The 23,730-nt window shown below is 71.3% G+C and carries 20 protein-coding genes and 1 tRNA gene; 9 read left to right on the top strand and 12 right to left on the bottom strand.

Annotated elements, in window-relative coordinates; all coding sequences use genetic code 11:
• Positions 1–4: 4 nt before the first annotated feature.
• Positions 5–3,493, top strand: coding sequence for a thiol reductant ABC exporter subunit CydD (cydD, locus tag V8690_RS20710; protein WP_338780961.1), 3,489 nt, complete (start codon positions 5–7; stop codon positions 3,491–3,493).
• Positions 3,494–3,597: 104 nt separating this feature from the next.
• A complete protein-coding gene (locus V8690_RS20705; RefSeq protein ID WP_338780960.1) occupies positions 3,598–4,656 on the top strand; it encodes a peptidoglycan DD-metalloendopeptidase family protein in 1,059 nt (352 codons plus the stop codon).
• A gap of 76 nt (positions 4,657–4,732) precedes the next feature.
• Here V8690_RS20705 and V8690_RS20700 read toward each other — a convergent pair whose 3' ends face one another.
• From V8690_RS20700 to V8690_RS20690, 3 genes are all read right to left on the bottom strand, one after another.
• Positions 4,733–5,620 carry a Cof-type HAD-IIB family hydrolase gene (locus tag V8690_RS20700; RefSeq protein WP_338780959.1) on the bottom strand — a complete coding sequence of 296 codons (888 nt, stop codon included), beginning with the start codon at positions 5,618–5,620 and terminating at the stop codon, positions 4,733–4,735.
• A gap of 109 nt (positions 5,621–5,729) precedes the next feature.
• Complete coding sequence (locus tag V8690_RS20695; RefSeq protein WP_338780958.1) at positions 5,730–6,632, bottom strand: LLM class flavin-dependent oxidoreductase; 903 nt, start codon at positions 6,630–6,632, stop codon at positions 5,730–5,732.
• A gap of 260 nt (positions 6,633–6,892) precedes the next feature.
• On the bottom strand, positions 6,893–8,650 hold the full coding sequence (locus V8690_RS20690) for an SDR family oxidoreductase (RefSeq protein WP_338780957.1): 1,758 nt from the start codon (positions 8,648–8,650) through the stop codon (positions 6,893–6,895).
• A 168-nt stretch (positions 8,651–8,818) separates the two neighbouring features.
• Here V8690_RS20690 and V8690_RS20685 point away from each other — a divergent pair, with 168 nt between their 5' ends.
• From V8690_RS20685 to V8690_RS20660, 6 genes are all read left to right on the top strand, one after another.
• On the top strand, positions 8,819–9,787 hold the full coding sequence (locus V8690_RS20685) for an ABC transporter ATP-binding protein (RefSeq protein WP_338785408.1): 969 nt from the start codon (positions 8,819–8,821) through the stop codon (positions 9,785–9,787).
• The gene (locus V8690_RS20680) at positions 9,777–10,694 is read left to right on the top strand and encodes an ABC transporter permease (protein WP_338780956.1); all 918 of its coding nucleotides are present in this window, start codon (positions 9,777–9,779) and stop codon (positions 10,692–10,694) included. The genes V8690_RS20685 and V8690_RS20680 overlap by 11 nt, the downstream gene beginning before the upstream one ends.
• Complete coding sequence (locus tag V8690_RS20675; protein ID WP_338780954.1) at positions 10,691–11,602, top strand: ABC transporter ATP-binding protein; 912 nt, start codon at positions 10,691–10,693, stop codon at positions 11,600–11,602. Before V8690_RS20680 ends, V8690_RS20675 begins: the two co-directional genes overlap by 4 nt.
• Positions 11,603–11,611: 9 nt before the next feature.
• Positions 11,612–12,331: an ABC transporter permease gene (locus V8690_RS20670; RefSeq protein WP_338780952.1), complete on the top strand. Its 720-nt coding sequence runs from the start codon at positions 11,612–11,614 to the stop codon at positions 12,329–12,331.
• 101 nt (positions 12,332–12,432) lie between these two features.
• Positions 12,433–12,696, top strand: coding sequence for a hypothetical protein (locus V8690_RS20665; protein ID WP_338780950.1), 264 nt, complete (start codon positions 12,433–12,435; stop codon positions 12,694–12,696).
• Positions 12,697–12,965: 269 nt separating this feature from the next.
• Positions 12,966–13,070 (top strand) — tRNA-OTHER (locus tag V8690_RS20660).
• A 37-nt stretch (positions 13,071–13,107) separates the two neighbouring features.
• On the opposite strand, the gene V8690_RS20655 is transcribed toward V8690_RS20660, so the two are convergent.
• The 9 genes from V8690_RS20655 to V8690_RS20615 all read right to left on the bottom strand — a co-directional run bounded on the left by V8690_RS20655 (position 13,108) and on the right by V8690_RS20615 (position 22,971).
• A complete protein-coding gene (locus tag V8690_RS20655) occupies positions 13,108–13,914 on the bottom strand; it encodes an HAD family hydrolase (protein WP_338780948.1) in 807 nt (268 codons plus the stop codon).
• A complete protein-coding gene (serS, locus tag V8690_RS20650) occupies positions 13,911–15,188 on the bottom strand; it encodes a serine--tRNA ligase (RefSeq protein ID WP_338780946.1) in 1,278 nt (425 codons plus the stop codon). The genes V8690_RS20655 and serS overlap by 4 nt, the downstream gene beginning before the upstream one ends.
• A 540-nt stretch (positions 15,189–15,728) precedes the next feature.
• Positions 15,729–16,661, bottom strand: coding sequence for a prephenate dehydratase (gene pheA / locus V8690_RS20645; protein ID WP_338780944.1), 933 nt, complete (start codon positions 16,659–16,661; stop codon positions 15,729–15,731).
• Positions 16,662–16,722: 61 nt separating this feature from the next.
• Positions 16,723–18,012, bottom strand: a complete 1,290-nt coding sequence (efeB, locus tag V8690_RS20640) for an iron uptake transporter deferrochelatase/peroxidase subunit (RefSeq protein ID WP_338780942.1) — start codon at positions 18,010–18,012, stop codon at positions 16,723–16,725.
• 6 nt (positions 18,013–18,018) lie between these two features.
• Positions 18,019–20,034: a copper resistance protein CopC gene (locus V8690_RS20635; RefSeq protein ID WP_338780940.1), complete on the bottom strand. Its 2,016-nt coding sequence runs from the start codon at positions 20,032–20,034 to the stop codon at positions 18,019–18,021.
• A 13-nt stretch (positions 20,035–20,047) separates the two neighbouring features.
• Positions 20,048–20,530, bottom strand: a complete 483-nt coding sequence (locus V8690_RS20630; protein WP_338780939.1) for a copper chaperone PCu(A)C — start codon at positions 20,528–20,530, stop codon at positions 20,048–20,050.
• Positions 20,527–21,180, bottom strand: a complete 654-nt coding sequence (locus tag V8690_RS20625; RefSeq protein WP_338780938.1) for an SCO family protein — start codon at positions 21,178–21,180, stop codon at positions 20,527–20,529. The genes V8690_RS20630 and V8690_RS20625 overlap by 4 nt, the downstream gene beginning before the upstream one ends.
• Before the next feature lie 95 nt (positions 21,181–21,275).
• Complete coding sequence (locus V8690_RS20620; RefSeq protein ID WP_338780937.1) at positions 21,276–22,016, bottom strand: YcnI family protein; 741 nt, start codon at positions 22,014–22,016, stop codon at positions 21,276–21,278.
• Positions 22,017–22,155: 139 nt separating this feature from the next.
• Positions 22,156–22,971: a hypothetical protein gene (locus V8690_RS20615; protein ID WP_338780936.1), complete on the bottom strand. Its 816-nt coding sequence runs from the start codon at positions 22,969–22,971 to the stop codon at positions 22,156–22,158.
• A 224-nt stretch (positions 22,972–23,195) separates the two neighbouring features.
• Between V8690_RS20615 and V8690_RS20610 the strand changes: the two genes are divergently transcribed.
• Positions 23,196–23,666 carry an ATP-binding protein gene (locus V8690_RS20610; protein WP_338780935.1) on the top strand — a complete coding sequence of 157 codons (471 nt, stop codon included), beginning with the start codon at positions 23,196–23,198 and terminating at the stop codon, positions 23,664–23,666.
• Positions 23,667–23,730 lie beyond the last annotated feature (64 nt).

Below are 23,730 nucleotides of genomic sequence, written 5' to 3'. Positions count from 1 at the left end.
TCACGTGAAACCAATCGATCCGCGTCTGCTCCGGTACGCCCGTGCCACCCGGGTCTTCCTGGTGGCGGTCATCGCCCTCGGGGCGATCGGGGCGGGACTGGTCATCGCCCAGGCGATGCTCATCGCCGAGGTGGTGGTCGGCGCGTTCCAGCACCGTACGGCGGTGTCCGAACTCGGCACTCCCCTGCTGCTCTTGGCCGCCGTCGCGGTCGGCCGGGCGCTGGTCGGCTGGCTCACCGAGCTCGCCGCGCACCGGGCGAGCGCGGCGGTGAAGTCCGAGCTGCGGGGGCGGTTGCTGGAGCATGCCGCTCAGCTGGGGCCGGGCTGGCTGAGCGGACAGCGGACCGGTTCGCTGGTCGCCCTGGCCACCCGGGGTGTCGACGCCCTCGACGACTACTTCTCGCGGTATCTGCCACAGTTGGGCCTCGCGGTGGTCGTGCCGGTGGCGGTGCTGGCGCGGATCGTCACCGAGGACTGGGTCTCCGCGGCCATCATCGTGGGCACCCTGCCGCTCATCCCGGTCTTCATGGTGCTGATCGGCTGGGCCACCCAGTCCCGGATGGACCGTCAGTGGCGGCTGCTCTCGCGGCTGTCCGGTCACTTCCTGGACGTCGTGGCGGGGCTGCCGACGCTGAAGGTGTTCGGCCGGGCAAAGGCTCAGGCCGAGTCGATCCGGCGGATCACCGGCGAGTACCGGCAGGCGACCATGCGGACGCTGCGGATCGCCTTCATCTCCTCCTTCGCGCTGGAGTTGCTCGCGACGATCTCAGTGGCGCTGGTCGCCGTGACGATCGGCATGCGGCTGGTGCACGGCGAGATGGACCTGTACATCGGCCTGGTCATCCTGATCCTGGCGCCGGAGGCGTATCTGCCGTTGCGGCAGGTCGGGGCGCAGTACCACGCGGCGGCGGAGGGGCTCGCCGCGGCCGAGGAGATCTTCGAGGTCTTGGAGACGCCCGTTCCGGCGTCCGGTTCCGGGGCCGTGCCGGCGGGTGCGCTGGCTCTCGAGGGAGTGACCGTCCGCTACCCGGGGCGGTCGGCGGACGCCGTATCGGACGTGTCCTTCACCGTCGAGCCCGGGGAGACGGTCGCGTTGGTCGGGCCGAGCGGTGCCGGCAAGTCGACGCTGCTGCACGTCCTGCTCGGGTTCGTGCCACCGGCCGAGGGACGGGTGCGGGTCGGGGGAGTCGACCTCGCCGACGTGGACCTGGAGCAGTGGCGGTCCCGGATCGCGTGGGTGCCGCAGCGGCCGCATCTGTACGCCGGGACGATCGCCGAGAACGTACGGCTGGCGCGGCCCGACGCCGACGACGACGCCGTACGGCAGGCGCTGCGGGACGCCGGGGCGCTGGAGTTCGTGGACGCGCTGCCCGAGGGTGTCGACACCGTGCTCGGGGAGGACGGGGCCGGGCTGTCCGCCGGGCAGCGGCAGCGGCTCGCGCTGGCCCGGGCGTTCCTCGCGGACCGGCCCGTGCTGCTGCTCGACGAGCCGACGGCCGCACTGGACGGGGCCACCGAGGCCGAGGTCGTGGCGGCCGTACGGCGGCTGGCGGCCGGGCGGACGGTGCTGCTGGTGGTGCACCGGCCGGCGCTGCTGGGGGTGGCGGGCCGGGTGGTGCGGCTGGCCGAGGCCGAGGCCGCCGCGGTAGCCACGGCGCCCGCCGCGATGCAGGGAGCACGTTCCGCCGAGGCCGAGCTGCCCGTTTCGTCCGCCCCGGCCGAGTTCGTCGACGCGCCTGCTTCGGGCGATGTCCTCGCGCGCGTCCGCGCCATGTCCGGTGCCCGGCGCGGGCGCCTGGGACTCGCCCTGCTGCTCGGGAGTCTCGCGCTCGGGAGTGCCGTGGGGCTCATGGCCACCTCCGGGTGGCTGATCTCGCGGGCCTCGCAGCAGCCGCCCGTGCTGTATCTGATGGTGGCCGTGACGGCGACGCGGGCCTTCGGGATCGGGCGGGCCGTGTTCAGGTACGCCGAGCGGCTGGTCTCGCACGACGCCGTGCTGCGGATGCTGGCGGACACCAGGGTCGCGGTGTTCCGCAGGCTGGAGCGGCTGGCGCCCGCCGGGCTGCGCCGGACCCGCCGGGGCGATCTGCTGTCCCGGCTGGTCGCGGACGTGGACGCGTTGCAGGACTACTGGCTGCGGTGGCTGCTGCCGGCCGGTGCGGCCGTCGTCGTGTCGGCCGCGTCCGTCGGGTTCACGGCGTGGCTGCTGCCCGAGGCCGGGGCCGTGCTCGCGGCCGGGCTGCTGGCGGCGGGGGCGGGCGTGCCGCTCGTCACGGGTGCCGTCGCGCGGCGGGCCGAGCACAGGCTGGCGCCCGCCCGCGGGGTGCTCGCGACGCGGGTGGCCGATCTGCTCACCGGAACCGCGGAGCTGACCGTCGCCGGTGCCCTCCCCGCGCGGACCGCGCAGGCACGCGAGGCCGACGGGGTGCTCACCCGGATCGCCTCGCGCGCCGCCACCGCCACGGCACTCGGCGACGGGTTCACCGCGCTGATCTCCGGCCTGACCGTCACGGCCGCCGCACTGGTCGGCGCACAGGCGGTCGCGGCTGGGCGGCTGGGCGGCGTGACCATGGCGGTCGTCGTCCTCACCCCGCTGGCCGCTTTCGAGGCCGTGCTCGGGCTGCCGCTCGCCGTGCAGTACCGGCAACGAGTGCGCCGGAGCGCCGAGCGGGTGTACGAGGTGCTGGACGCGCCGGAGCCTGTGAAGGAACCCGAGCACCCCCGGCAGGCGCCCGCGTCGCCGTTCCCGGTCGCCGTCAGAGGGCTGACCGCGCGGCACGCCGGACAGGACCGGGACGCGTTCGCCGGGCTGGACCTGACCCTTGAAGAGGGCCGCCGCGTCGCCGTGGTCGGACCCTCCGGCTCCGGCAAGACGACGGTGGCGCAGGTGCTGCTGCGCTTCCTCGACGCGGACGCGGGCTCGTACACGCTGGCGGGGGTGGACGCGTTGGCGCTGCACGGGGACGACGTACGGGGGCTCGTCGGGCTGTGTGCGCAGGACGCGCACCTCTTCGACAGTTCACTGCGCGAGAATTTGCTGCTCGCCAAGAAGGACGCCACCGAGGACGAACTGCGTGCCGCGCTCGGCCGGGCCCGGCTGATGGACTGGGCCGACGGCCTGCCCGACGGGCTCGACACGCTCGTCGGCGAGCACGGGGCCCGGCTGTCGGGAGGGCAGCGGCAGCGGCTGGCGCTGGCCCGGGCGCTGCTCGCCGACTTCCCCGTCCTGGTGCTCGACGAGCCCGCCGAGCACCTGGACCTGCCGACCGCCGACGCGCTCACCGCCGACCTGCTGGCGGCCACCGAGGGCCGTACGACGTTGCTCATCACGCACCGGCTGGCGGGTCTGGAGGCGGTGGACGAGGTGATCGTGCTGGACCAGGGACGTGTCGTGCAGCGCGGGACGTACGCGGAGCTGGTGGCCGTGGACGGGCCGTTGCGGGAGATGGCGGAGCGGGAGGCGGCGTCGGAGTCGCTGGTGGCCGCGCCTTAGCGGAGACACGACCGGTGCCGCACTGAGCCGTTCGAGGCAGCTGGTCCCCCAGCCGTACGACGTGAACAGGGCCGGGGCGACCGGCTTGGGCGAAGATCGCTGACATGCGCTCATATCGCCGCCATCGGCTGATTGTCCCAATTCTGCTGTGCGCGCTGGCGGTCCTCGCGGCCCGGCCGACGGAGGCGCACAAGGAACCCGGGGGAGGCACCGGCGGGGACTCGGGCCTCAGCGCCGAGGTGGCGCGGCTGTACGAGGAGGCCGCGGTGGCGACGCAGCAGTACGAGGCGGGGCGCGAGGAGGCCGAGGAGCAACGGGTCAGAGCCCAGCGGGCCGAGAAACTCCTGGACGGTCAGCGGCGGCACATCGCGGCCCTGCACGAGGACCTGGGCAGGATCGCCCGTGCCCAGTACCGCTCCAGCGGCGGCCTGCCGGTGGCGGCGCAGTTGATCCTCGCCGACGGCCCGGAGGACCTGATGCGAGGTCAGCACGCTTTCTCGCAGACGAACCTCGCCGTGAACAACGCGATCTCCAAGAGCCGCCGGGCCGAGGCACGGCTCGCCGCGGACGAGGCCAAGGCCGCGGTCCTGTGGCAGGCGCTGGAGAAGCGGAACACGCAACTCGCAGGGCTCAAGGCGGACATCGAGCAGAAGCTGGAAGCGGCACGCTCGCGGCTCCAGGGGCAGGCGGACGCCTCGGTCGCCGCCGGGGCGTGCCGTGGGGCCGTGCGGCTCGACCAGTCGGAGACGGAGTTCACGAGCGCGTGGGTCGCGCCCGTGGGGACGTACGAGCTGTCCGCGTCCTACGGCAGCGGCGGTGCGCGGTGGTCGAGTCGGCACACCGGGCAGGACTTCGCGGTGCCGATCGGCACGCCGGTACGTGCTGTGGGAGCGGGCCGGGTGGTGAAGGTGTCCTGCGGGGGGCCCTTCGGCATCGAGATCGTGGTCGGTCACGAGGGCGGCTACTACACGCAGTACGCCCATCTCGCGTCCGTCGCGGTCGACCAGGGGGAGCGCGTCAGCCCCGGCCAGTGGATCGGCCAGTCGGGCAGCACGGGCAACTCCACCGGACCGCACCTGCACTTCGAGGCCAGGCTCACGCCGGAGATGGGCTCGTCCGTGAATCCGGTGTCGTGGCTGGCGGCGCGAGGGGTGTCGCTCTGACCCCGGCGAGAGCAACAGCCGAACCGCAGCCACAGCCGAACCGCAGCCACAGAGCCGCAGGCCGCGGTCGCGACAGCTACGGCAGTTCCGTGAGCAGCTGCTCGATCACGACCGCCACCCCGTCCTCGTTGTTCGCGACAGTTCGTCCCGAGGCCGCGGCGATCACGTCCGGGTGGGCGTTGCCCATCGCGTAGGACCGGCCCGCCCAGGTCAGCATCTCGACGTCGTTCGGCATGTCACCGAAGGCGACGACCTGTTCGTGCGAGATGCCGCGCTCGGCGCAGCACAGGGCGAGCGTGCTGGCCTTGGACACTCCGGGACCGCTGATCTCGAGCAGGGCGCTGGGGCTGGAACGGGTCACGTTGGCACGGTCACCGATGGCCAGCCGGGCCAGGGTCAGGAACGCGTCGGGATCCATCTCGGGGTGGTAGGCCAGGATCTTCAGCACCGGCTCCGCGGCCGCGCGGTGGCCCGGCGACAGCAGTTCCTCCGCCGGGGCGAGACTGTCGGGGATCTCCATGTGCAGCTTCGGGTAGGCCGGTTCCTGGTAGAAGCCGTACGTCTGCTCCACCGCGTACACCGTGCCCGGAGCCGCATCACGCAGCAGCCGTACGGCGTCCAGCGCGTTCGCCCGCTCCAGCTCCCGTACCTTCACGAACCGGTGGGAGCCGGGGCCGCCGTGGAGGTCGACCACGGCGGCGCCGTTGCCGCAGATCGCGAGGCCGTGGCCGTGCACGTGGTCGCTGACGACGTCCATCCAGCGGGCCGGGCGGCCGGTGACGAAGAAGACCTCGATGCCCGCCTCCTCGGCGGCGGCCAGCGCGGCCACCGTACGGGGGGACACCGACTTGTCGTCGCGCAGCAGGGTGCCGTCGAGGTCGGTGGCGATCAGCCGCGGAGGGAGGGTCTCGGCCGCGGTCTGGGGCTGTCGGGTCGCTGAGGTCACCCGGCCATTGTCCCGCATATGCCTGCACGGGCGTGCGGGAGTCCGCACAGGTGAGTGGATACCGGCCTCACCAGGAACTCTCCCGGGGCACTCCCACAGGGGCCGCCCCGGAGCCGTCCGAGGGCCCTCAGCGCAACTGCGCCGGCGCCTCCATGGCGATCTGCTCGAACGCCTTCTCGTCCGTCGCGAAGGGCGAGTCGGGGATGGGCCAGTGGATCACGATCTCCGTGAAACCCAGTTCCATGTGCAGGCCGGCGAAGTCGACGAAGGCGTCCAGGGACTGGAGCGGGCCGCCGCGGTCCGGGGTGAATCCAGTGAGCAGGACCTTGTCGAGGTCGGTCATGTCCCGGCCGATCTCGGCGCAGGTGTCGGCGAGCTTCTCCGCCTGCCCGCGAATGGCCTGAATCGACTGTTCAGGAGTGCCGTTCTCGTACAGCTTGGGGTTTCCGGTGGTCACCCACGCCTGCCCGTACCGGGCGGCGAGCCGCATCCCGCGCGGCCCGGTCGCGGCCACCGCGAACGGCAGCCTGGGGCGTTGCACACAGCCGGGGATGTTCCGTGCCTCGTGTGCCGAGTAGAAGTCGCCCTCGTACGACACGGCGTCCTCGCTGAGCAGCCGGTCGAGCAGCGGGACGAACTCGGCGAAGCGATCGGCGCGCTCGCGCGGGGACCACGGCTCCTGGCCGAGCGCGGTGGCGTCGAAGCCGGAGCCGCCCGCGCCGATACCCAGCGTGACCCGCCCGCCGGAGATGTCGTCGAGGGAGATCAGCTCCTTGGCGAGGGTCACCGGGTGCCGGAAGTTCGGTGAGGTCACCAGCGTGCCCAGCCGCAGCCGGTCGGTGACGGTCGCGGCGGCGGTGAGGGTCGGTACGGCACCGAACCAGGGGCCGTCCCGGAAGCTGCGCCAGGACAGGTGGTCGTAGGTGTAGGCGGTGTGGAAGCCGAGCTGCTCGGCGCGTGTCCAGACCGCACGGCCGCCCTCCTGCCAGCGGCGGTAAGGGAGGATCACGGTGCTCAGACGCAGACTCATGGCAACGAGCCTAAGGGAGCGCTTCGGGTGGCTCGTGTTTCACGTGAAACAAGTCACCGTGAGCGGCTCGTCCTGCACACCAGGTCAGCGCGGCACGGGAAAGCGCCGGTCGCCGTCTCTCGGTCGGACTAGGGCATGGAAGAGACCCGAATCACGCGATTGAGTTTCCCCTTGAGGTTTGATCCACAGCCAAGTGGTGTTATCCACAGGGGAATTGGCGAAACTGTGGACAACTGGCCTTCGCATCAAGTGCCTTGGGGTCATACCGGAGGCTTCACCCGCGCGATCCCCCGCAGTACCCCCGGCGCGAACCGCGACAGCCAGCGCGCGCCCCGCGCCTCCGGCGTGACCGGGACCACCGCGTCGTTGCGTGCCACGGCCCGCAGGATCGCGGCGGCGACCTTCTCCGGCGGATAGTTCCGCAGCCCGTACAGGCGGGCGGCGCGCTGCTGGAGCCGCTTCTCCTCGTCGGCGTCGACCCCGGCGAAGTGCGCCGTGGACGTGATTGCGGTGTTGACGAAGCCGGGGCAGACCGCCGTCACACCGATGCCCTGCCCCGCGAGTTCCGCACGCAGGCATTCGCTGAGCATCAGCACGGCCGCCTTGGAGGTGCTGTACGCGGGCAGCGACCGGGACGGCTGATACGCCGCCGCCGAGGCCACGTTGACGATGTGGCCGCCCTGCCCGCGCTCGGCCATCCGCCCGCCGAAGAGCCGGCAGCCGTGGATCACACCCCACAGGTTGACGTCGAGGACCTTCTTCCAGTCCTCCGGCCTGGTGTCGAAGAAGGAACCGGACAGTCCGATCCCGGCGTTGTTCACCAGGACGTCCACCACGCCGTACTCGGTGGTGACCTTCTCGGCGAGCTTCTCCATGGCCTGCTCGTCGGAGACGTCGACCGTCTCCGCCCAGGCCTCGGGGGCGCGCGCCAGGCGGGACGACTCGGCGGTGCGGGCCGCCGCCTCCCCGTTCCGGTCGACGGCCACCACCCGCGCGCCGGCCTCGGCGAACGCCAGCGCCGTCGCCCGCCCGATGCCGCTGCCCGCCCCGGTGACCAGCACGAGCTGCCCGCCGAACCGCTCGGCGTGCCTGCCGCTCGCCGTCACCGGGGTGCCCCCGCTCTCCACGGACGTCACGAACTCCTCGATCCATGAAGCCAGCTGATCCGGACGGGTGCGTGGGATCCAGTGCCCCGCCTGAACGGTCCTGCGCGTCAGCTGCGGAACCCACCGCTCCAGTTCGTCGTGGAGGCGCTCCGACAGGAACCGGTCCTCCAGCGGCGTCACGATCTGCACGGGCGCGTGGGCGTACGCGTCCGGGCGTGGCCTGCGCAGCCGGGGCCGTACGTTGTCCCGGTACAGCCAGGCCCCGTGTGCCGCGTCCGAGGGCAGGGACGCGGTCGGGTAGTCACCCCGGGGCACCTTCTCGACGCGCTCCAGAACCCGGGGCCAGCGCTTGGCGAGCGGGCCCCGCCAGGCCAGCTCGGGCAGCACGGACGTGTGCAGCAGGTACACGTACCAGGACCTGGCCCCCTGCCCGAGGAGCTGGCCGACCCGGCGCGGGGTGGGCCGCTTCACACGGCTGTTGATCCAGTGGCCGAAGTGGTCCAGGGACGGCCCGGACAGGGACGTGAAGGAGGCGATGCGGCCCTCGGTGCGCCCGGCGGTGGTGAACTCCCAGGCCTGCACCGACCCCCAGTCGTGCCCGACCAGATGCACCGGCCGGTCCGGGCTGACCGCGTCCGCGACGGCCAGGAAGTCGTCCGTCAGCTTCTCCAGCGTGAATCCGCCGCGCAGGGGCCGCGGGGCCGTGGACCGGCCGTGTCCGCGGATGTCGTAGGCGACCACGTGGAAGTCCCCGGCGAGCCGTGCGGCGACCTCCGACCACACCTCCTTGCTGTCGGGGTAGCCGTGCACGAGGACGACCGTCGGCCGCCCCGGATCACCCAGCTCGGCCACGCACAGTTCGACTTCGCCGGTCGGTACCCTGCGCTCCCGCGCGCCCGTGAGCAACGTCATCCGGCGAATCTGGCAGTTGTTAGAAAGTTCGTCAATAGCTGCTTCCCGGTCGTGGTAACTCTCAGGAACCAGGCCCCCTAAGGGCCAGTACTACTCCAGGTTGACCCGAAGACAGCTCTGCGGAGTGACGACCGCCACGCTCGCGGCCCCTACCTTCGAAGCGTGACTGTGATCGCGACCGAAAGCCTGAGCAAGCGGTTCCCCAGGGTGACCGCGCTTGACCGGCTCTCCGTGGACGTCGGGCCCGGTGTGACCGGACTCGTCGGAGCCAACGGAGCCGGCAAGTCCACACTGATCAAGATCCTGCTGGGTCTGTCCCCCGCCACCGAGGGCCGCGCCGAAGTGCTCGGCCTCGACGTCGCCACCAAGGGCGCCGACATCCGCGAGCGGGTCGGCTACATGCCCGAGCACGACTGCCTGCCGCCGGACGTCTCGGCCACCGAGTTCGTCGTCCACATGGCGCGGATGTCCGGCCTGCCGCCCACGGCCGCGCGCGAGCGCACCGCCGACACCCTGCGCCACGTCGGCCTGTACGAGGAGCGCTACCGTCCCATCGGCGGCTACTCGACCGGCATGAAGCAGCGCGTGAAACTGGCCCAGGCCCTCGTCCACGACCCGCAGCTGGTCTTCCTCGACGAGCCGACCAACGGCCTCGACCCGGTCGGCCGCGACGAGATGCTCGGCCTGATCCGCCGTATCCACACCGACTTCGGCATCTCGGTCCTGGTCACCTCGCACCTGCTCGGCGAACTCGAGCGCACCTGCGACCACGTCGTCGTCGTCGACGGCGGCAAGCTCCTGCGCTCCAGCTCCACCACGGACTTCACCCAGACCACGACGACCCTCGCGATCGAGGTCACCGACACCGACGAGCACCCGGACGGCACCCGCGCGATGCGCGACGCGCTGCACGCGCGCGGGGTGAGCGTCGAGGACGGCAGCGGCTTGCCGGGCGCCGGCCACGTCCTGCTGCTCACCGCCCAGGGCGAGGAGACGTACGACCTGGTCCGGGACGTGATCGCCGACCTCGGCCTCGGCCTGGTGCGCATGGAGCAGCGCCGGCACCACATCTCCGAGGTCTTCACGACCAGTGACCAGCACGAGCAGCGGAAGGAGGCGGTCGGCCATGGCCGTTGAGTACTCCACGGGCACATCCGCCCCGGCGCCGGGTGACCAGACCCGCATCCACAACATCGGCTACCGCAGCTACGACGGCCCCCGGCTGGGCCGCGCCTACGCCCGCCGCTCCCTGTACTCGCAGTCCCTGCGCGGCGCCTACGGCCTCGGCCGCTCGGTCAAGTCCAAGGTGCTGCCGATGCTGCTGTTCGTGGTGATGTGCGTGCCCGCGGCCATCATGGTCGCCGTCGCGGTCTTCACCAAGGCCAACGCCCTGCCCGTGGACTACACCCGCTACGCGATCGTCATGCAGGCGGTCATCAGCCTGTACGTCGCCTCGCAGGCACCCCAGTCCGTTTCGCGCGACCTGCGCTTCAAGACCGTACCGCTGTACTTCTCACGGCCCATCGAGACCGCCGACTACGTCCGCGCCAAGTTCGCGGCGCTGGCCTCGGCGCTGTTCATCCTCACCGCCGGTCCCCTGCTCGTCCTCTACGTGGGCGCGCTGCTGGCCAAGCTCGACTTCGCGGACCAGACCAAGGGATTCGCACAAGGACTGGTCTCCGTGGCACTGCTCTCACTGCTGTTCGCCGGCATCGGCCTGGTCATCGCGTCCTTCACCCCGCGCCGCGGCTTCGGTATCGCGGCCGTGATCGCGGTGCTGACCATCACCTACGGCGCCGTCTCCACCCTCCAGGCCATCGCCGACGCACAGGGCAGCGGCGACGCCGTGCCGTGGATCGGGCTGTTCTCGCCGATCACGATCGTCGACGGCGTGCAGTCCGCGTTCCTGGGCGCGACCTCAGCCTTCCCCGGCGGGGTGGGCCCGAGCAACGCCGAGGGCGTCGTCTTCGTCCTCGTCGCCCTGAGCCTCATCGCGGCGAGCTACGGCCTGCTGATGCGCCGCTACAAGAAGGTGGGAATGTGACCACGCTCTCCATCGACCACGTCTCCCGCTGGTTCGGCAACGTGGTCGCCGTCAATGACATCACCATGACCGTCGGCCCCGGCGTCACCGGCCTGCTCGGCCCCAACGGCGCCGGAAAGTCCACCCTCATCAACATGATGGGCGGCTTCCTGGCCCCCTCCACCGGCTCGGTCACCCTCGACGGCCGGCCGGTGTGGCGCAACGAGCAGATCTACCAGCACATCGGCGTCGTCCCCGAGCGGGAGGCGATGTACGACTTCCTCACCGGCAAGGAGTTCGTCCTCGCCAACGCGGAGCTGCACGGCCTGGGCGCCAAGGCGGCCCAGAAGGCGCTCGCCACGGTCGAGATGGAGTACGCGCAGGACCGCAAGATCCAGACGTACTCCAAGGGCATGCGCCAGCGCGTGAAGATGGCCTCCGCCCTGGTGCACGACCCCTCCCTGCTCCTGCTGGACGAGCCCTTCAACGGCATGGACCCGCGCCAGCGCATGCAGCTCATGGACCTGCTGCGGCGCATGGGCGACGAGGGCCGCACGGTGTTGTTCTCGTCCCACATCCTCGAAGAGGTCGAGCAACTCGCCTGGCACATCGAGGTCGTCGTCGCCGGCCGGCACGCCGCCAGCGGCGACTTCCGCAAGATCCGCCGCCTGATGACCGACCGGCCGCACCGCTACCTGGTGCGCTCCAGCGACGACCGTGCCCTCGCGGCCGCGCTGATCGCCGACCCGTCGACATCCGGCATCGAGGTCGACCTCGCCGAGGGCGCGCTGCGCATCCAGGCCGTCGACTTCGGCCGCTTCACGGCCCTGCTGCCACGGGTCGCCAGGGACCACGGCATCCGGCTGCTCACGGTCTCGCCGTCCGACGAGTCCCTCGAGTCCGTCTTCTCGTACCTGGTCGCGGCGTAGGAGGCCCTGATGTACGACCCCACAGTCGCCCGGCTCACTTACCGGGCCCTTCTCGGCCGGCGCCGGGCCCTTGTCCTCGGAGCCCTGCCGCTGCTGCTCATCGCCATCTCGGTGGTGGTGCGCTTCCTCGCCGGGGCGGACGACCAGACGGCGGCGAACCTGCTCGGCGGCCTCGCCCTCGCCACGATGGTGCCGATCATCGGCGTCATCGCCGGGACCGGCGCGATCGGGCCGGAGATCGACGACGGCTCGGTGGTGTACCTGCTGTCCAAGCCGATCAAACGTCCCACGATCATCTTCACCAAGCTGATCGTCGCGATCGCGGTGACGATGGTGTTCTCCGCGGTGCCGACGCTCATCGCGGGCTTCATCCTGAACGGCAACGGCCAGCAGATCGCCGTCGCCTACACGGTGGCCGCGCTGGTCGCGTCCATCGCGTACGCGGCCCTGTTCCTGCTGCTCGGCACGGTCTCCCGGCACGCGGTGGTGTTCGGGCTCGTCTACGCGCTGGTCTGGGAGGCCCTGTTCGGCTCCCTGGTGCCGGGCGCGCGCACGCTGAGCGTCCAGCAGTGGGCGCTGGCCGTGGCCCAGAAGGTGTCCGGCGCCGACATGGTGACCTCGGACGTCGGCCTCACCACGGCGACGGTCCTGCTGGTGGCCGTCACGGCTCTGGCCACCTGGTACGCCGGTCAGAAGCTGCGCTCGCTGACACTCGCCGGCGAGGAGTGACGTGCCCCGGCCTTGACGGGGGCTTCACCTCTGCCGGGGCACACTGGGCGAACAGGTTGTAAGGGAACGCACGGGAGTCGGACGGCTGGGAGGGGACGGGGATGGCGGGCGAGAGGGCTCACTACGACGACCACGGGCAGTCCGGATCCGGGTCCGGGGACGGCACCTGGGACGACCTCGACGGCGTCGTCCTGGACGAGGACTTCATACGCTCCGCCGACACCTCCGAGCCGTCCGCCCGCGCCCGGATGCTCGCCGCGCGCTGGCGCCGCGAGGAGCCGGAGCCGCAGCCCTGGCGCTCCGACGAGCCGCCCGCGGGCTGGTTCTTCAGCAAGGCGCGCAGGCGCAGGTGGCGCAGGCGCTAAGGGGGATGTCCGCCGATTTATTCAGTGGCGCCCAATTCGTCCGGCGGGCAGAGTAGTTGTCGTCCCCGCCGGGCGAGGAGTCCGGCGCCATGTTCTGGGAGAGGAGCCGGACGATGTCCATGCACGGCAGTTCGTCCAGCTCCCGTCGGGGCAGCCCGCGGCGGGCTCCGGAGTAGTCGCTACCGCTCCGTAGAGCCCGCCCCACACGGGGAGCTGCCCGGGGCGGCCGCTTCGAGCACGCGAATCGCACTCGCGTGGGCCGCCCACCCGGAGGATTGGCCGAGTGGCAAGGCACTGGCTTGCGCTGTGTTCGATCACAAGCGAGTCATGGTCGGGCTGGAAAGCCCGCGCACGTTCGATCCGTGCATCCTCCGCCGAGCGCCATGAACACCGAGCAGCGGGGCCCGGCGTTCAGCCCAGCAACCGCTCCAGCACCACGGCGATCCCGTCCTCCTCGTTCGAGGACGTCACCTCGTCGGCCACCGCCTTCAGCTCCTCATGGGCGTCCGCCATCGCGACACCGTAGGAGGCCCAGGCGAACATCGGTATGTCGTTGGGCATGTCGCCGAAGGCGATCGTGTCGGCCGCCTTCACCTTGAGCCGGCGGGCCGCCAGGGACAGGCCGGTCGCCTTGGACAGGCCCAAGGGCAGGAGTTCGACGATGCCCTCGCCCGCCATGACGACGGTGACGAAACCGCCGGCGGCGCGTGTGGCCACCTCGCACAGCTCGTCGTCCGACAGCGTCGGGTGCTGGATGTACAGCTTGTTCAGGGGCGCGGTCCACACATCCGACGCGTCCGTGAAGGGGGTCGCGGGCAGGGTGCCGTGGACCGCGTAGCCGGGACCCACCAGCACCTCGCCGTCCAGGCCGTCGCGGCTCGCCGCCAGATACAGCGGGCCGACCTCCGCCTCGATCTTGGCCAGCGCCACCCCGGCCAGCTGCCGGTCCAGCGTCACCGACGTCAGCAGACGGTGGGCGCCTGCGTCGTACACCTGCGCGCCCTGGGCGCAGACGGCCAGCCCCTGGTAGCCGAGGTCGTCGAGGATGTGCCGGGTCCATGGGGCCGAGCGGCCGGTGACGACGATGTGCGCGGCGCCCGCCGCGGTGGCCGCGGCGAGCGCGTCACGGGTGCGGGGCGACACCGACTCGTCGGAACGCAGCAGCGTCCCGTCGAGGTCGGTGGCGATCAGCTGGTACGGGAAACCGTCGGTGGTCACTTGGCCACCGGCTCCAGGACCTCCCGGCCGCCCAGATACGGACGCAGCACCTCGGGTACCCGCACCGAGCCGTCGGCCTGCTGGTGGTTCTCCAGGATCGCCACGATCGTGCGCGGCACGGCGCACAGTGTGCCGTTGAGCGTGGCCAGCGGGCGGACCTGCTTGCCGTCACGGACGCGGATCGACAGACGGCGGGACTGGAACTCGGTGCAGTCCGAGGTCGAGGTCAGCTCGCGGTACTTGCCCTGGGTCGGGATCCACGCCTCGCAGTCGAACTTGCGGGACGCCGATGCGCCCAGGTCGGCGCTGGCCACGTCGATCACGCGGTACGGCAGCTCCAGCGAGGTCAGCCACTGCTTCTCCCAGTCCAGCAGCCGCTGGTGCTCGGCCTGCGAGTCCTCCGGGGTGACGTAGGAGAACATCTCGACCTTGTCGAACTGGTGTACGCGGAAGATGCCCCGGGTGTCCTTGCCGTGCGAGCCGGCCTCGCGGCGGAAGCACGGCGAGAAGCCGGCGTAGCGCAGCGGCAGCTTCTCGGCGTCGATGATCTCGTCCATGTGATACGCCGCGAGGGGGACCTCGGACGTGCCGACGAGGTAGAGGTCGTCGTCCGCGAGGTGGTAGACGTCCTGGGCGGCCTGGCCGAGGAAGCCGGTGCCCGCCATGGACTGGGGGCGGACCAGGGCCGGGGTCAGCATCGGCGTGAAGCCGGCCGCGGTGGCCTGGGCCATCGCCGCGTTCACCAGAGCGAGCTCCAGGAGGGCGCCTACGCCCGTCAGGAAGTAGAAGCGTGAACCGGAGACCTTGGCGCCGCGCTCGACGTCGATCGCGCCGAGGATCTGGCCGAGCTCCAGGTGGTCCCTGGGCTCGAAGCCCTCGGCGGTGAAGTCGCGGATCGTGCCGTGGGTCTCCAGGGTGACGAAGTCCTCCTCGCCGCCCACGGGCACGTCCGGGTGGACGAGGTTGCCGAGCCTCTGGAGCAGCTCCTGGGTCTCGGCGGCGGCCACGTCGCGTTCCGCGTCGGCGGCCTTGACGTCGGCGGCGAGCTGGCTCGCCTTCTTCAGCAGCTCGGCCTTCTCTTCCCCGGATGCCTTGGGGATGAGCTTGCCGAGCGCCTTCTGCTCGGCGCGCAGCTCGTCGAAGCGGACGCCGGACGACCTGCGCCGCTCGTCGGCAGACAGGAGGGAGTCGACGAGCGCGACGTCCTCTCCACGGGCGCGCTGCGACGCGCGCACACGGTCGGGGTCCTCACGGAGCAGGCGAAGGTCAATCACGCGCTCAAGGCTACCGGTGCGGGGTGACCGCCCACGACTCACTATTCCGGCTGTGGCTTACGCACCGTTATGGGGGAATTGCGCACAGTGTCAATAAAGTGACCGTCTCTCCCCGAACGAGGCATCCGCAGGGCGCGGCATTGACTCGAATCCCTTGCGGGGAACGGGACTTGGGGCCCGGTTGTCCACAGGGATCCACACCCGCAGAAGAGTTATCCACAGGCTGTGTGGAAGGTCTGTGGACTTCGGAATTGATCACTCCGGAAGCCCGGCCACACCAAAAGAATTCCCGATACAAACCCGCCCTACCCTCACTTTCGAGTGGAAATGGGTCACCCTGAAGAGTTACGCAAGGGAAAACGGTGGACGAAGGGCGACCTGCCCCTCGATGGATGCATCGGGGGTCTGTAGGGCGATTTGTCGACTGGCTCATGCTTCGTTGTCGACTTGTCCCCAGGTCGAGAAGCGGACCTGTGGATAACTTCTGTGGATAACGACAATCAGCAGGTACGACCGGCCTGAAGCCCGCCCGGAAAGGTCCTAGAACCGGCCGTCCTGGCACCGCGCGACCCAGTCCGCCGCCGCCACGAACTCCTCGTCCGACGTACCCAGCCGCGGCGGCTGGACATCCCCCGGCTTCATGTCCGCGCGCGGGTAGGAGCCGAGGTAGCGCACCTGGAGGCAGATCCGCTTGAGGCCCATCAGGGCCTCGGCCACCCGGCGGTCGGAGATGTGGCCCTCGGCGTCGACGCAGAAGCAGTAGTTGCCGATGCCCGCGCCGGTGGGCCGGGACTGGAGCAGCATCAGGTTGATGCCGCGCGTGGCGAACTCGCCCAGCAGGTCGCGCAGACCGCCGGGGTGGTCGTCGCGCTGCCACAGCACGACGGAGGTCTTGTCCGCGCCGGTCGGCGCCGCGGGCCGGGCGGGCCGGCCGACCAGCACGAACCGCGTCTGGGCGTTCTCCGCGTCGTGGATCCCGGTCTCCAAAGCTACGAGGCCGTAGCGGGCGGCCGCGAACTCACCGGCGAAGGCGGCGTCGTACTGACCCTCCTGGACCAGCCGGGCGGCGTCCGCGTTCGAGGCGGCCGACTCCCAGTGGGCGTCCGGGAGGTGCTTCTTCAGCCAGTTGCGCACCTGCGGCTGGGCGGCCGGGTGGGCGGAGACCGTCTTGATGTCCGACAGCTTGGTGCCCGGGCGGACCAACAGCGCGAAGGTGATCGACAGCAGCACCTCGCGGTAGATCATCAGCGGCGCGCCGGCGACCAGCTCGTCGAGGGTGGTGGTGATGCCGCCCTCGACGGAGTTCTCGATCGGCACGAACGCGGCCTCGGCCTCGCCGGCTCGTACCGCGTCGAGCGCGGACTGGACGGACACGTACGGGATGAGCTCCCGGGTGGCGGCCTCGGGAAGCGTGCGCAGGGCGACTTCGGTGAAAGTGCCCTCGGGGCCGAGATACGCATAGCTCGCTGGCATGACCTCACCCTAATGGGCCCGCGGAAGCGCTATCCCCCACAACCCGCACAGTGCTGAACTGTCACCCCTCCAGCAACTTCTGCCCCACGTACTCGCCCTCCGCGGCCCCACCGGGCACCGCGAACAGCCCGCTCGACTCGTGCCGGATGAACTGCGACAGGGCGTCGCCGCGGTCGAGCTTGCGCTGCACCGGCACGAAGCCGCGCAGCGGATCGGCCTGCCAGCAGATGAAGAGCAGGCCCGCGTCGGGGACCCCGTCCGGTTCGATGCCGTCGTGGAAGGAGAACGGGCGGCGGAGCATCGCCGCGCCGCCGTTCTGGTCGGGCCGGGTGATGCGGGCGTGGGCGTTGATCGGGACGACGAGGTTGCCCTTGGCGTCCGTCTTCTCCAGGTCCATCGCGGTGGTCTCGGTGCCCCCGGACAGTGCCGCCCCGTCGGACTTGCGGCGGCCGATCACGGCCTCCTGCGCCTTGACGGAGAGCTTCTCCCAGTCGTCGAGGAGCATGCGGATCCGGCGTACGACGGCGTAGGAGCCGTTCGCCATCCAGGCCGGTTCGCCCTTCTCGGGCACGAAGATCCGCTGGTCGAAGTCGGCGTCGGACGGCTTCGGGTTGCGGGTGCCGTCGATCTGGCCCATCAGGTTGCGGGCCGTCATGGGGCGGGCGGTGGCGCCCGGCGAGCGGTTGAAGCCGTTCATCTGCCAGCGGACCCGGGCCGCCGCGCCCGCGTCCTTCTGGATCGCGCGCAGGGCGTGGAAGGCCACGAGGGCGTCGTTGGCGCCGATCTGCACCCACAGGTCGCCGTTGCTGCGGTTCTTGTCGAGGTGGTCGGAGGAGAACTCGGGCAGCGGGTCGAGGGCGGTCGGGCGCTGCTTCTCCAGGCCCGTCCTGCCGAAGAAGCTGTGGCCGAAGCCGAAGGTGATCGTCAGCGACGAGGGTCCGGCGTCGCGGGCCACGTCGGTGTCGTCATGGGCGCTGGGCTCGCCCGCCATCAGCCGTCGGGCCGTCTCCGACCAGCGGCGCAGCAGGGCGGCGGCTTCCTTGCGTCCGGCGCCTGCCGCCAGGTCGAAGGCGACGAGGTGGCCGCGGGCCTGGAGGGCGTCGGTGATGCCGGGCTGATGTTTCCCGTGAAACATCGCCCGGTCGGTGCCGAGCGCGGTGAGCGGAGCGGTGGCCTCGGAGGGGGCGGCGGCGTATCCGACGGCCGCGCCTGCCGTGCCGAGCACGAGCCCGGTGGCACCGGCGGTGCCGAGCAGGCGTCGCCGTGAGATGCCCTCGTCGGCCGGGGCCGCTGCAATCTGCGCCGGGACGGTGCCGGGGGTACGGGCTTCCGGAATGGACTGGTCAACCATGGTGGTTCAGCCGATCTGCGCGTTCTTGGAAACGGTCACCTCGTCGATGTCGGAGGTCCGCACGGTCACGTCGACCTTCCAGTCGCCGGCCATGGGGATCTGCACTCCGTTCGCCGACCAGTGTCCGGTTGCGATGTGGTCGGGGACGACGGGCAGCGGCCCGATGTCCTTGGTTTGCAGGGTGAAGTCGACCTTCACCTCGGGGATGTCGAAGGACTGGCCGTTGGGCCGCTCCACGTAGACGTGCATCTCGTTGCCGCCCACGCGTGCGGGGTCGAGGTCGACGGTGACGATGCCCTTGCCGTCCTTGCCGCCGGTGTCGAAGGGCATGTTCAGGGTGAGTGCCCCGGACGCGCCCGTGTCGGGCGAGGGGGACGCGGAGGACGATGTGGCGGCCTTGGCCTCCTGTTCCGTGCGTCCCGGCTCGGTCTGCGTGAGGACGGTGGTGACGGCGAGCAGGACGACCGCGATGCCGGCCTCGGCCAGCACGGAGCGGCGCAGGCCGAAGCGGTTCGGGTCGGCGTCCCGCAGCCGCTTCTGCCGAGCGGCGTCCCGGGCGGTCCGCTGCCGGGCGAGCTGCGCGGCCCGCTCGGTGTCGGCGGGCTCGGGATCAGACTGCTCACCGGTGTCGGCGGGCTCGGAATCAGACTGCTCACCGGTGTCGGCGTCGGCGTCCGTGTCGGCCTCTGCGTCCGTGACGGTTCGGCCGGTCACGTCGGTTTCCGCCTCACCGGAGGCATCAGCCCCCACCCCGACCCGCGCCTTCTCCCGCTCCGCCGGTGCCGGCACCGGCGGAGCCAGCCGGCCCGTCCACCGGCGTGAGATCCACGCGACGCCGACCAGGACGGTCACGAGGGCGATCTTGGCGAGGAGCAGCTGTCCGTAGCGCGTGTCGGTGAAGGCCGACCAGGAGCCGAGCTGGCGCCACGACTGGTACGTCCCGGTCGCGATCAGCGCGAGGACGCTGCCGAAGGCGACGCGGGAGAAGCGGCGTACGGCCGACGCGTCGACCGGCGCTTCGGCGGGTGCCCGGTACAGGGCGACGAGCAGCGCGCCCAGTCCGCCGAGCCACGCGGCGACGGCGAGCAGATGGACGACGTCGACCGGCATGGCGATGCCCGCCTGGAGCCCGACTGAGGCGTGCTCGGACATCGCCCAGCTCGCGGCGAGCCCGGCTGCCACGACGACGCCGCCGATCGCGAGCCCGAAGGTCAGGTCCCGCTTCTCCTGGGGGTCGTCCCGCTTGTCGTACGCCCCGAACAGCACGGCGATGAACAGCGCCGCCGCGGCGAGCAGCAGTAGACGGGACACCAGGGCCGCGCCGGTCTTGGTCTGGAGTACCTGCCCGAGCAGGGACAGGTCGAAGACGTCGGCGACCTTCCCGGAGCCGGTGAAGGAGCCGCGCAGGAGCAGCAGGGCGAGGGTCGCGGCGGTGAGCGCGAGCCACCCGGAGACGACGAACCGCTGCACGGGCCGCACTCCGGAGCCGCGTGGCCAGCAGGCGAGGACGAAGGCGGCGCCGCCGGCCATCACGATGAACCCGGCGTAGGACACGTACCGCCCGAAGCCGTACAGCCAGCCGACCACGCCGTCGTCGGCCGTCTGCTCGGAGACCGTCACGGACGTCTTGGACGGGGCGCCGATGGAGAAGGTGTAGGCGCCGGCGACGGGGTGACTGTCGGCGGACACCACCTGGTAGGCGACCGTGTAGGTGCCGTCGGGCAGGCCGGATCGGAGCCGCACGGCGTACGTCGTGCCGCTGACGTTGGACGGCTCGCCCGCGTCGACGCGCTTGCCCTCGGGGTCGAGCACGCGCAGCGAGTCGTCGGACATCGCGACCTGCTCGGAGAAGGTGAGCGAGATCCGGGCCGGGGCCTTGTCGACCACCGCCCCCTGCGCGGGGTCGCTGCCGGTCACCGCGGCGTGCGCGGAGGCCGGACCGGCGCCGGCGAGGAGTGCGCAGGCCGCGGCCAGGAGCAGCAGCACCACGGTCCGGACGCGGGGGGCGATGGTCTGCGTCACAGTGGTCCCTCCCTCAGTGTCCGGTCGTCGGGCGGTAGGTCGCCGACTTCACCGGCATCTCGACCTTGACCGGGCCGGAGTGGGCGAAGTGCAGCTCGACTGAGACGGTCTGACCTTCCTTCGGCCGGCGCTTCAGCTGCTCGAACATCAGGTGGTTGCCGCCGCTCTTCAGCACGAGTTCGCCGTGGGCGGGGACCTTCAGGCTCTTGACCTCCTGCATGGCTGAGCCGACGGTCTCGTGCACGGTGACCTGGCCGGCGACGTCGCTGGTGACCGAGGTCAGCTCGTCGGCGGCCCCGCCCTTGTTCGTGACGGTGAAGAAGCCGGCCGCCATCTCGTCGGAGACGGGCTGCGGCATGTACGCGGAGCCCACGGAGAGTTCCGCCTTGCCGTTGCCGGAACCGGAGTCCCCGGATTCCGAGTCCGAGCCGCCGCAGCCCGCAAGGGCCACCGCCCCGGCTATGACGAGGGCCGCCGGGCCGAGCCGCCGCCTCACGGGTTCTCCCCCTTGGCGATCTTGGGGAGGTCCTTGGTGTAGTCGTCGACGGTGGCGTCCTCGCCGTAGAGCACATAGCCGCCGTCGGTCTTCGGCGAGAAGGCGATGACCTGGGTGCCGTGCTCGGAGACGATCTTGCCGTTCTTGTCCTTGTGCGGCGGATCGATGGAGATGCCGAGGGTACGGGCGCCGGCCTGGATGGTCGCGAAGTCGCCGGTGAGGCCGACGAACTGCGGGTCGATGCCCTTGAGCCACTTGCCGAGCTCGGCCGGCTTGTCGCGGTCCGGGTCGGTGGTGACGAACACGACGCGCAGCTCGTCCTGCTCGGCCTTGGGCAGCTGCTTCTTGGCCACGGCGATGTTGCTCATCGTCGACGGGCACACGTCGGGGCAGTGGGTGTAGCCGAAGTAGATCAGCGTGGGCTTGCCCTCGGTCTCCTTGCGGAGGTCGTACTTCTTGCCCTGCGTGTCGGTGAGAACCAGGTCCGGCTTCTCGAACGGCTTGTCGAGGACGGTGGCGGCCTTGTCGCTACCGGCCTGCTCCGACACCACGGCGACGGGCTTGTCGCTGTCGTTGCCGCTGCCGCAGGCGGTGAGGGTCAGGGAGGCCGCGGCGAGCAGAGCGGCCGCGGCGAAGGTCTTGGTGCGCATAGAGAAATGTCCCAGATGTCGGTGACCCGGCGCGCACCGGGGGTGCCCCCGCCCGGGGGCGGGAACCCGGCGCGCGCCGTGCAACGGAAGAGGCGTCAGGCGTTGGTGCGCCGACGCCCGGCCAGCACGCCGTAGGCGACGCCCGCGGCGCCGACCACGATGCCGACGACGCCCAGGACGCGGGCGGTGGTGTCGGTGCTGTCGGAGGAGCCGGTGTCGGCGGCGGTGTCGGCGGAGGCCTTCTCGGCCGACTCGGCGGCGGAGGCGTCATCGCCCGAGGCTGCGTGGTGCCCGTCCTCGGACGCGGCGGACAGCTCCAGCACCGGGGCCGGGTTGTCGGGCTCCTCCTGGCCCTCCTGCGGCACCTCGATCCAGCGGACGATCTCCTTGTTGGAGTACGTCTGGAGGGCCTTGAAGACCAGCTGGTCGGTGTCCTCGGGCAGTTGGCCGATCGAGACCGGGAACTTCTCGAAGTAGCCGGGCTCGATGCCCTTGCCGTCGGCGGTCCAGGTGACCTTGCTGACGACCTCGGAGATCTTCTCGCCGTGCATTTCCAGCGGCTTGTCCAGCTTGGACTTGGTGACGTCGATCTTCCAGCCGGGCATCGGCTCGGGCATCACCGAGGCCAGCGGGTGGTCGGTGGGGAAGGTGACCTCGAGCTTGGTGGTCGAGGCGTCGTCCCGCTCGTTGGGGACCTTGAAGTCGACGACTGCGTAGCCGCCCTTTGCGGCGTCGCCCTCGGGCTGCACGGTGACGTGCGCGAAGGCGGGGGCGGACAGGGCGAGAACGGTGACACCGGCGGCGGCACCGGCCGCGGCGATACGGGAAGCCTTCATGGAAGGAGCACTCCGCTGTGAGTCGGGTCGGAACGGGGAAGAGGGATACGCACGCGCGCGTGCCGCACGACGGCGGCCCCCTCCAAGTCGTCCGAATCATCCGGATCGTACGAAAAGGCGGAGTGGTGGTCGCGTCGCGTCAGGGGGCGAGGGCGAGTGCGGAGGCGCGAGTCGTGACGGCCGGCGGGCCGCGCCGGATCACCGTGTGCTGGAGTGCGGTCGTGCGCGGTATCGCAGGCGCGGGCCGCATGGCGTGCACAGGGCGCGGACATGCCTCCGGCGCTCCCGGCAGCCCGGCGCGCAGGGCGCGCACCAGCGCGAGCGCGGCCCGCAGGGAGCGCACGAGCGCCCCTTCCGTGACATCCTGCGCCGACAGTTCGGTGAGCCGCAGCAGAGCCAGGTCGCCGTGGCGCAGCAGCCAACCGGCGGCGATCGCCGCGAGGACGTGACCGAGCAGCATCGGCAGGGACGGCCACAGCGAGGCCGATGTCCCGGCGTCCGCCGGCAGGTGCGTTTGCGCTCCCGTGGCCGACTGGATCCGGGCGTCGGTGAGGATCTTGTGGGCCTGCGCCGGGCTGATCGCCGCCGCCGTCGCGCCACACACGAGCCGCGCGGCCTGCTGGACCAGCGCGGCGTCGCTCGCGCCCGCCGACACTGCGGATGTGGCGGCGGCCGTGCCGTGCTGACCGAGTCCGAACAACGTGTGCAACACCGCCTGGCCGGCCGCGAGCAGCGCCGCGATCCCCGGCAGCGAGCGCACGCGCCCGGCGAACGGTGCCGCCACCGCGACTACCCCGAGGAACCCGGCGCCCAGTGTCCACAGCGGAATGCCGTCGCAGGAGGCGAGCGCGTGACCTGCCCCGGCCAGCACGACACAGACCGCGGCGAACACCGCGGCCCGCAGGATCCGGAGCTTGAGTCCGGAGCGCGTCGCGCACGCGTGGGGGGCAGTCATGGCGGGCTCATCATCGCACTGGCCCCGCGGGCCTGGTGCGGCAGGTCCGCAAGGTGCCGTACGACCGGAACGTCACTCTCTGGCCCCGCCCGCCCCTCCACATACATCGATCAGGGCTTGGGCGCATCCGCCGTATGGGCGGCATCACGTCAACTTCACGCTTACATGCGGGGACTCAGGGCAATACGTAACGGTATGTCGAGCCGCGGCCAGGAGGCTGGAGCATGAGCATCTGGTGGTCACTCCATCTGCGGCGCGAAGCTGCGAGCGTGCCGCTCGCCAGGCGCCTTCTGATCGGCACGATGGAGACCGCGGGCGTCGATCCCGATATCTCCTACGACCTCTCCGTCGCCCTCAGCGAGGCCTGCGCGAACGCCGTGGAGCACGGCGGGGGCACGGCGTGCGGCGGGCCCGGTTCGGAGGCGTACCGGGTCACGGCGTATCTCGACGGCGAGAAGTGCCGGATCGAGGTCGCCGACGCGGGCCCGGGGTTCCCCGCGGCCTCCACCGGCCGGTCCCGCCCGCCGATCCGGCCCGTGCACACCGACGCGGAGAACGGCAGAGGGCTGTGCCTCATCGAGGAGCTCGCCGACCATGTCCACATCGGCAACAAGCCCGGTCGGGGCGGGGCTGTGGTGAGCTTCGACAAGGTCCTCAAGTGGCGCGAGGACGCAGCGCCGCTGATGGCGGTCTGACCTCTGCCGACGCCCGATCGGCACGGAGGCGGGCGGTGTTTCACGTGAAACGTCAGCCCCCTGA

The sequence above is a fragment of the Streptomyces sp. DG1A-41 genome, from assembly GCF_037055355.1.
GTDB lineage: Bacteria > Actinomycetota > Actinomycetes > Streptomycetales > Streptomycetaceae > Streptomyces.
This window is presented reverse-complemented; position numbering and strand designations above follow the sequence as displayed.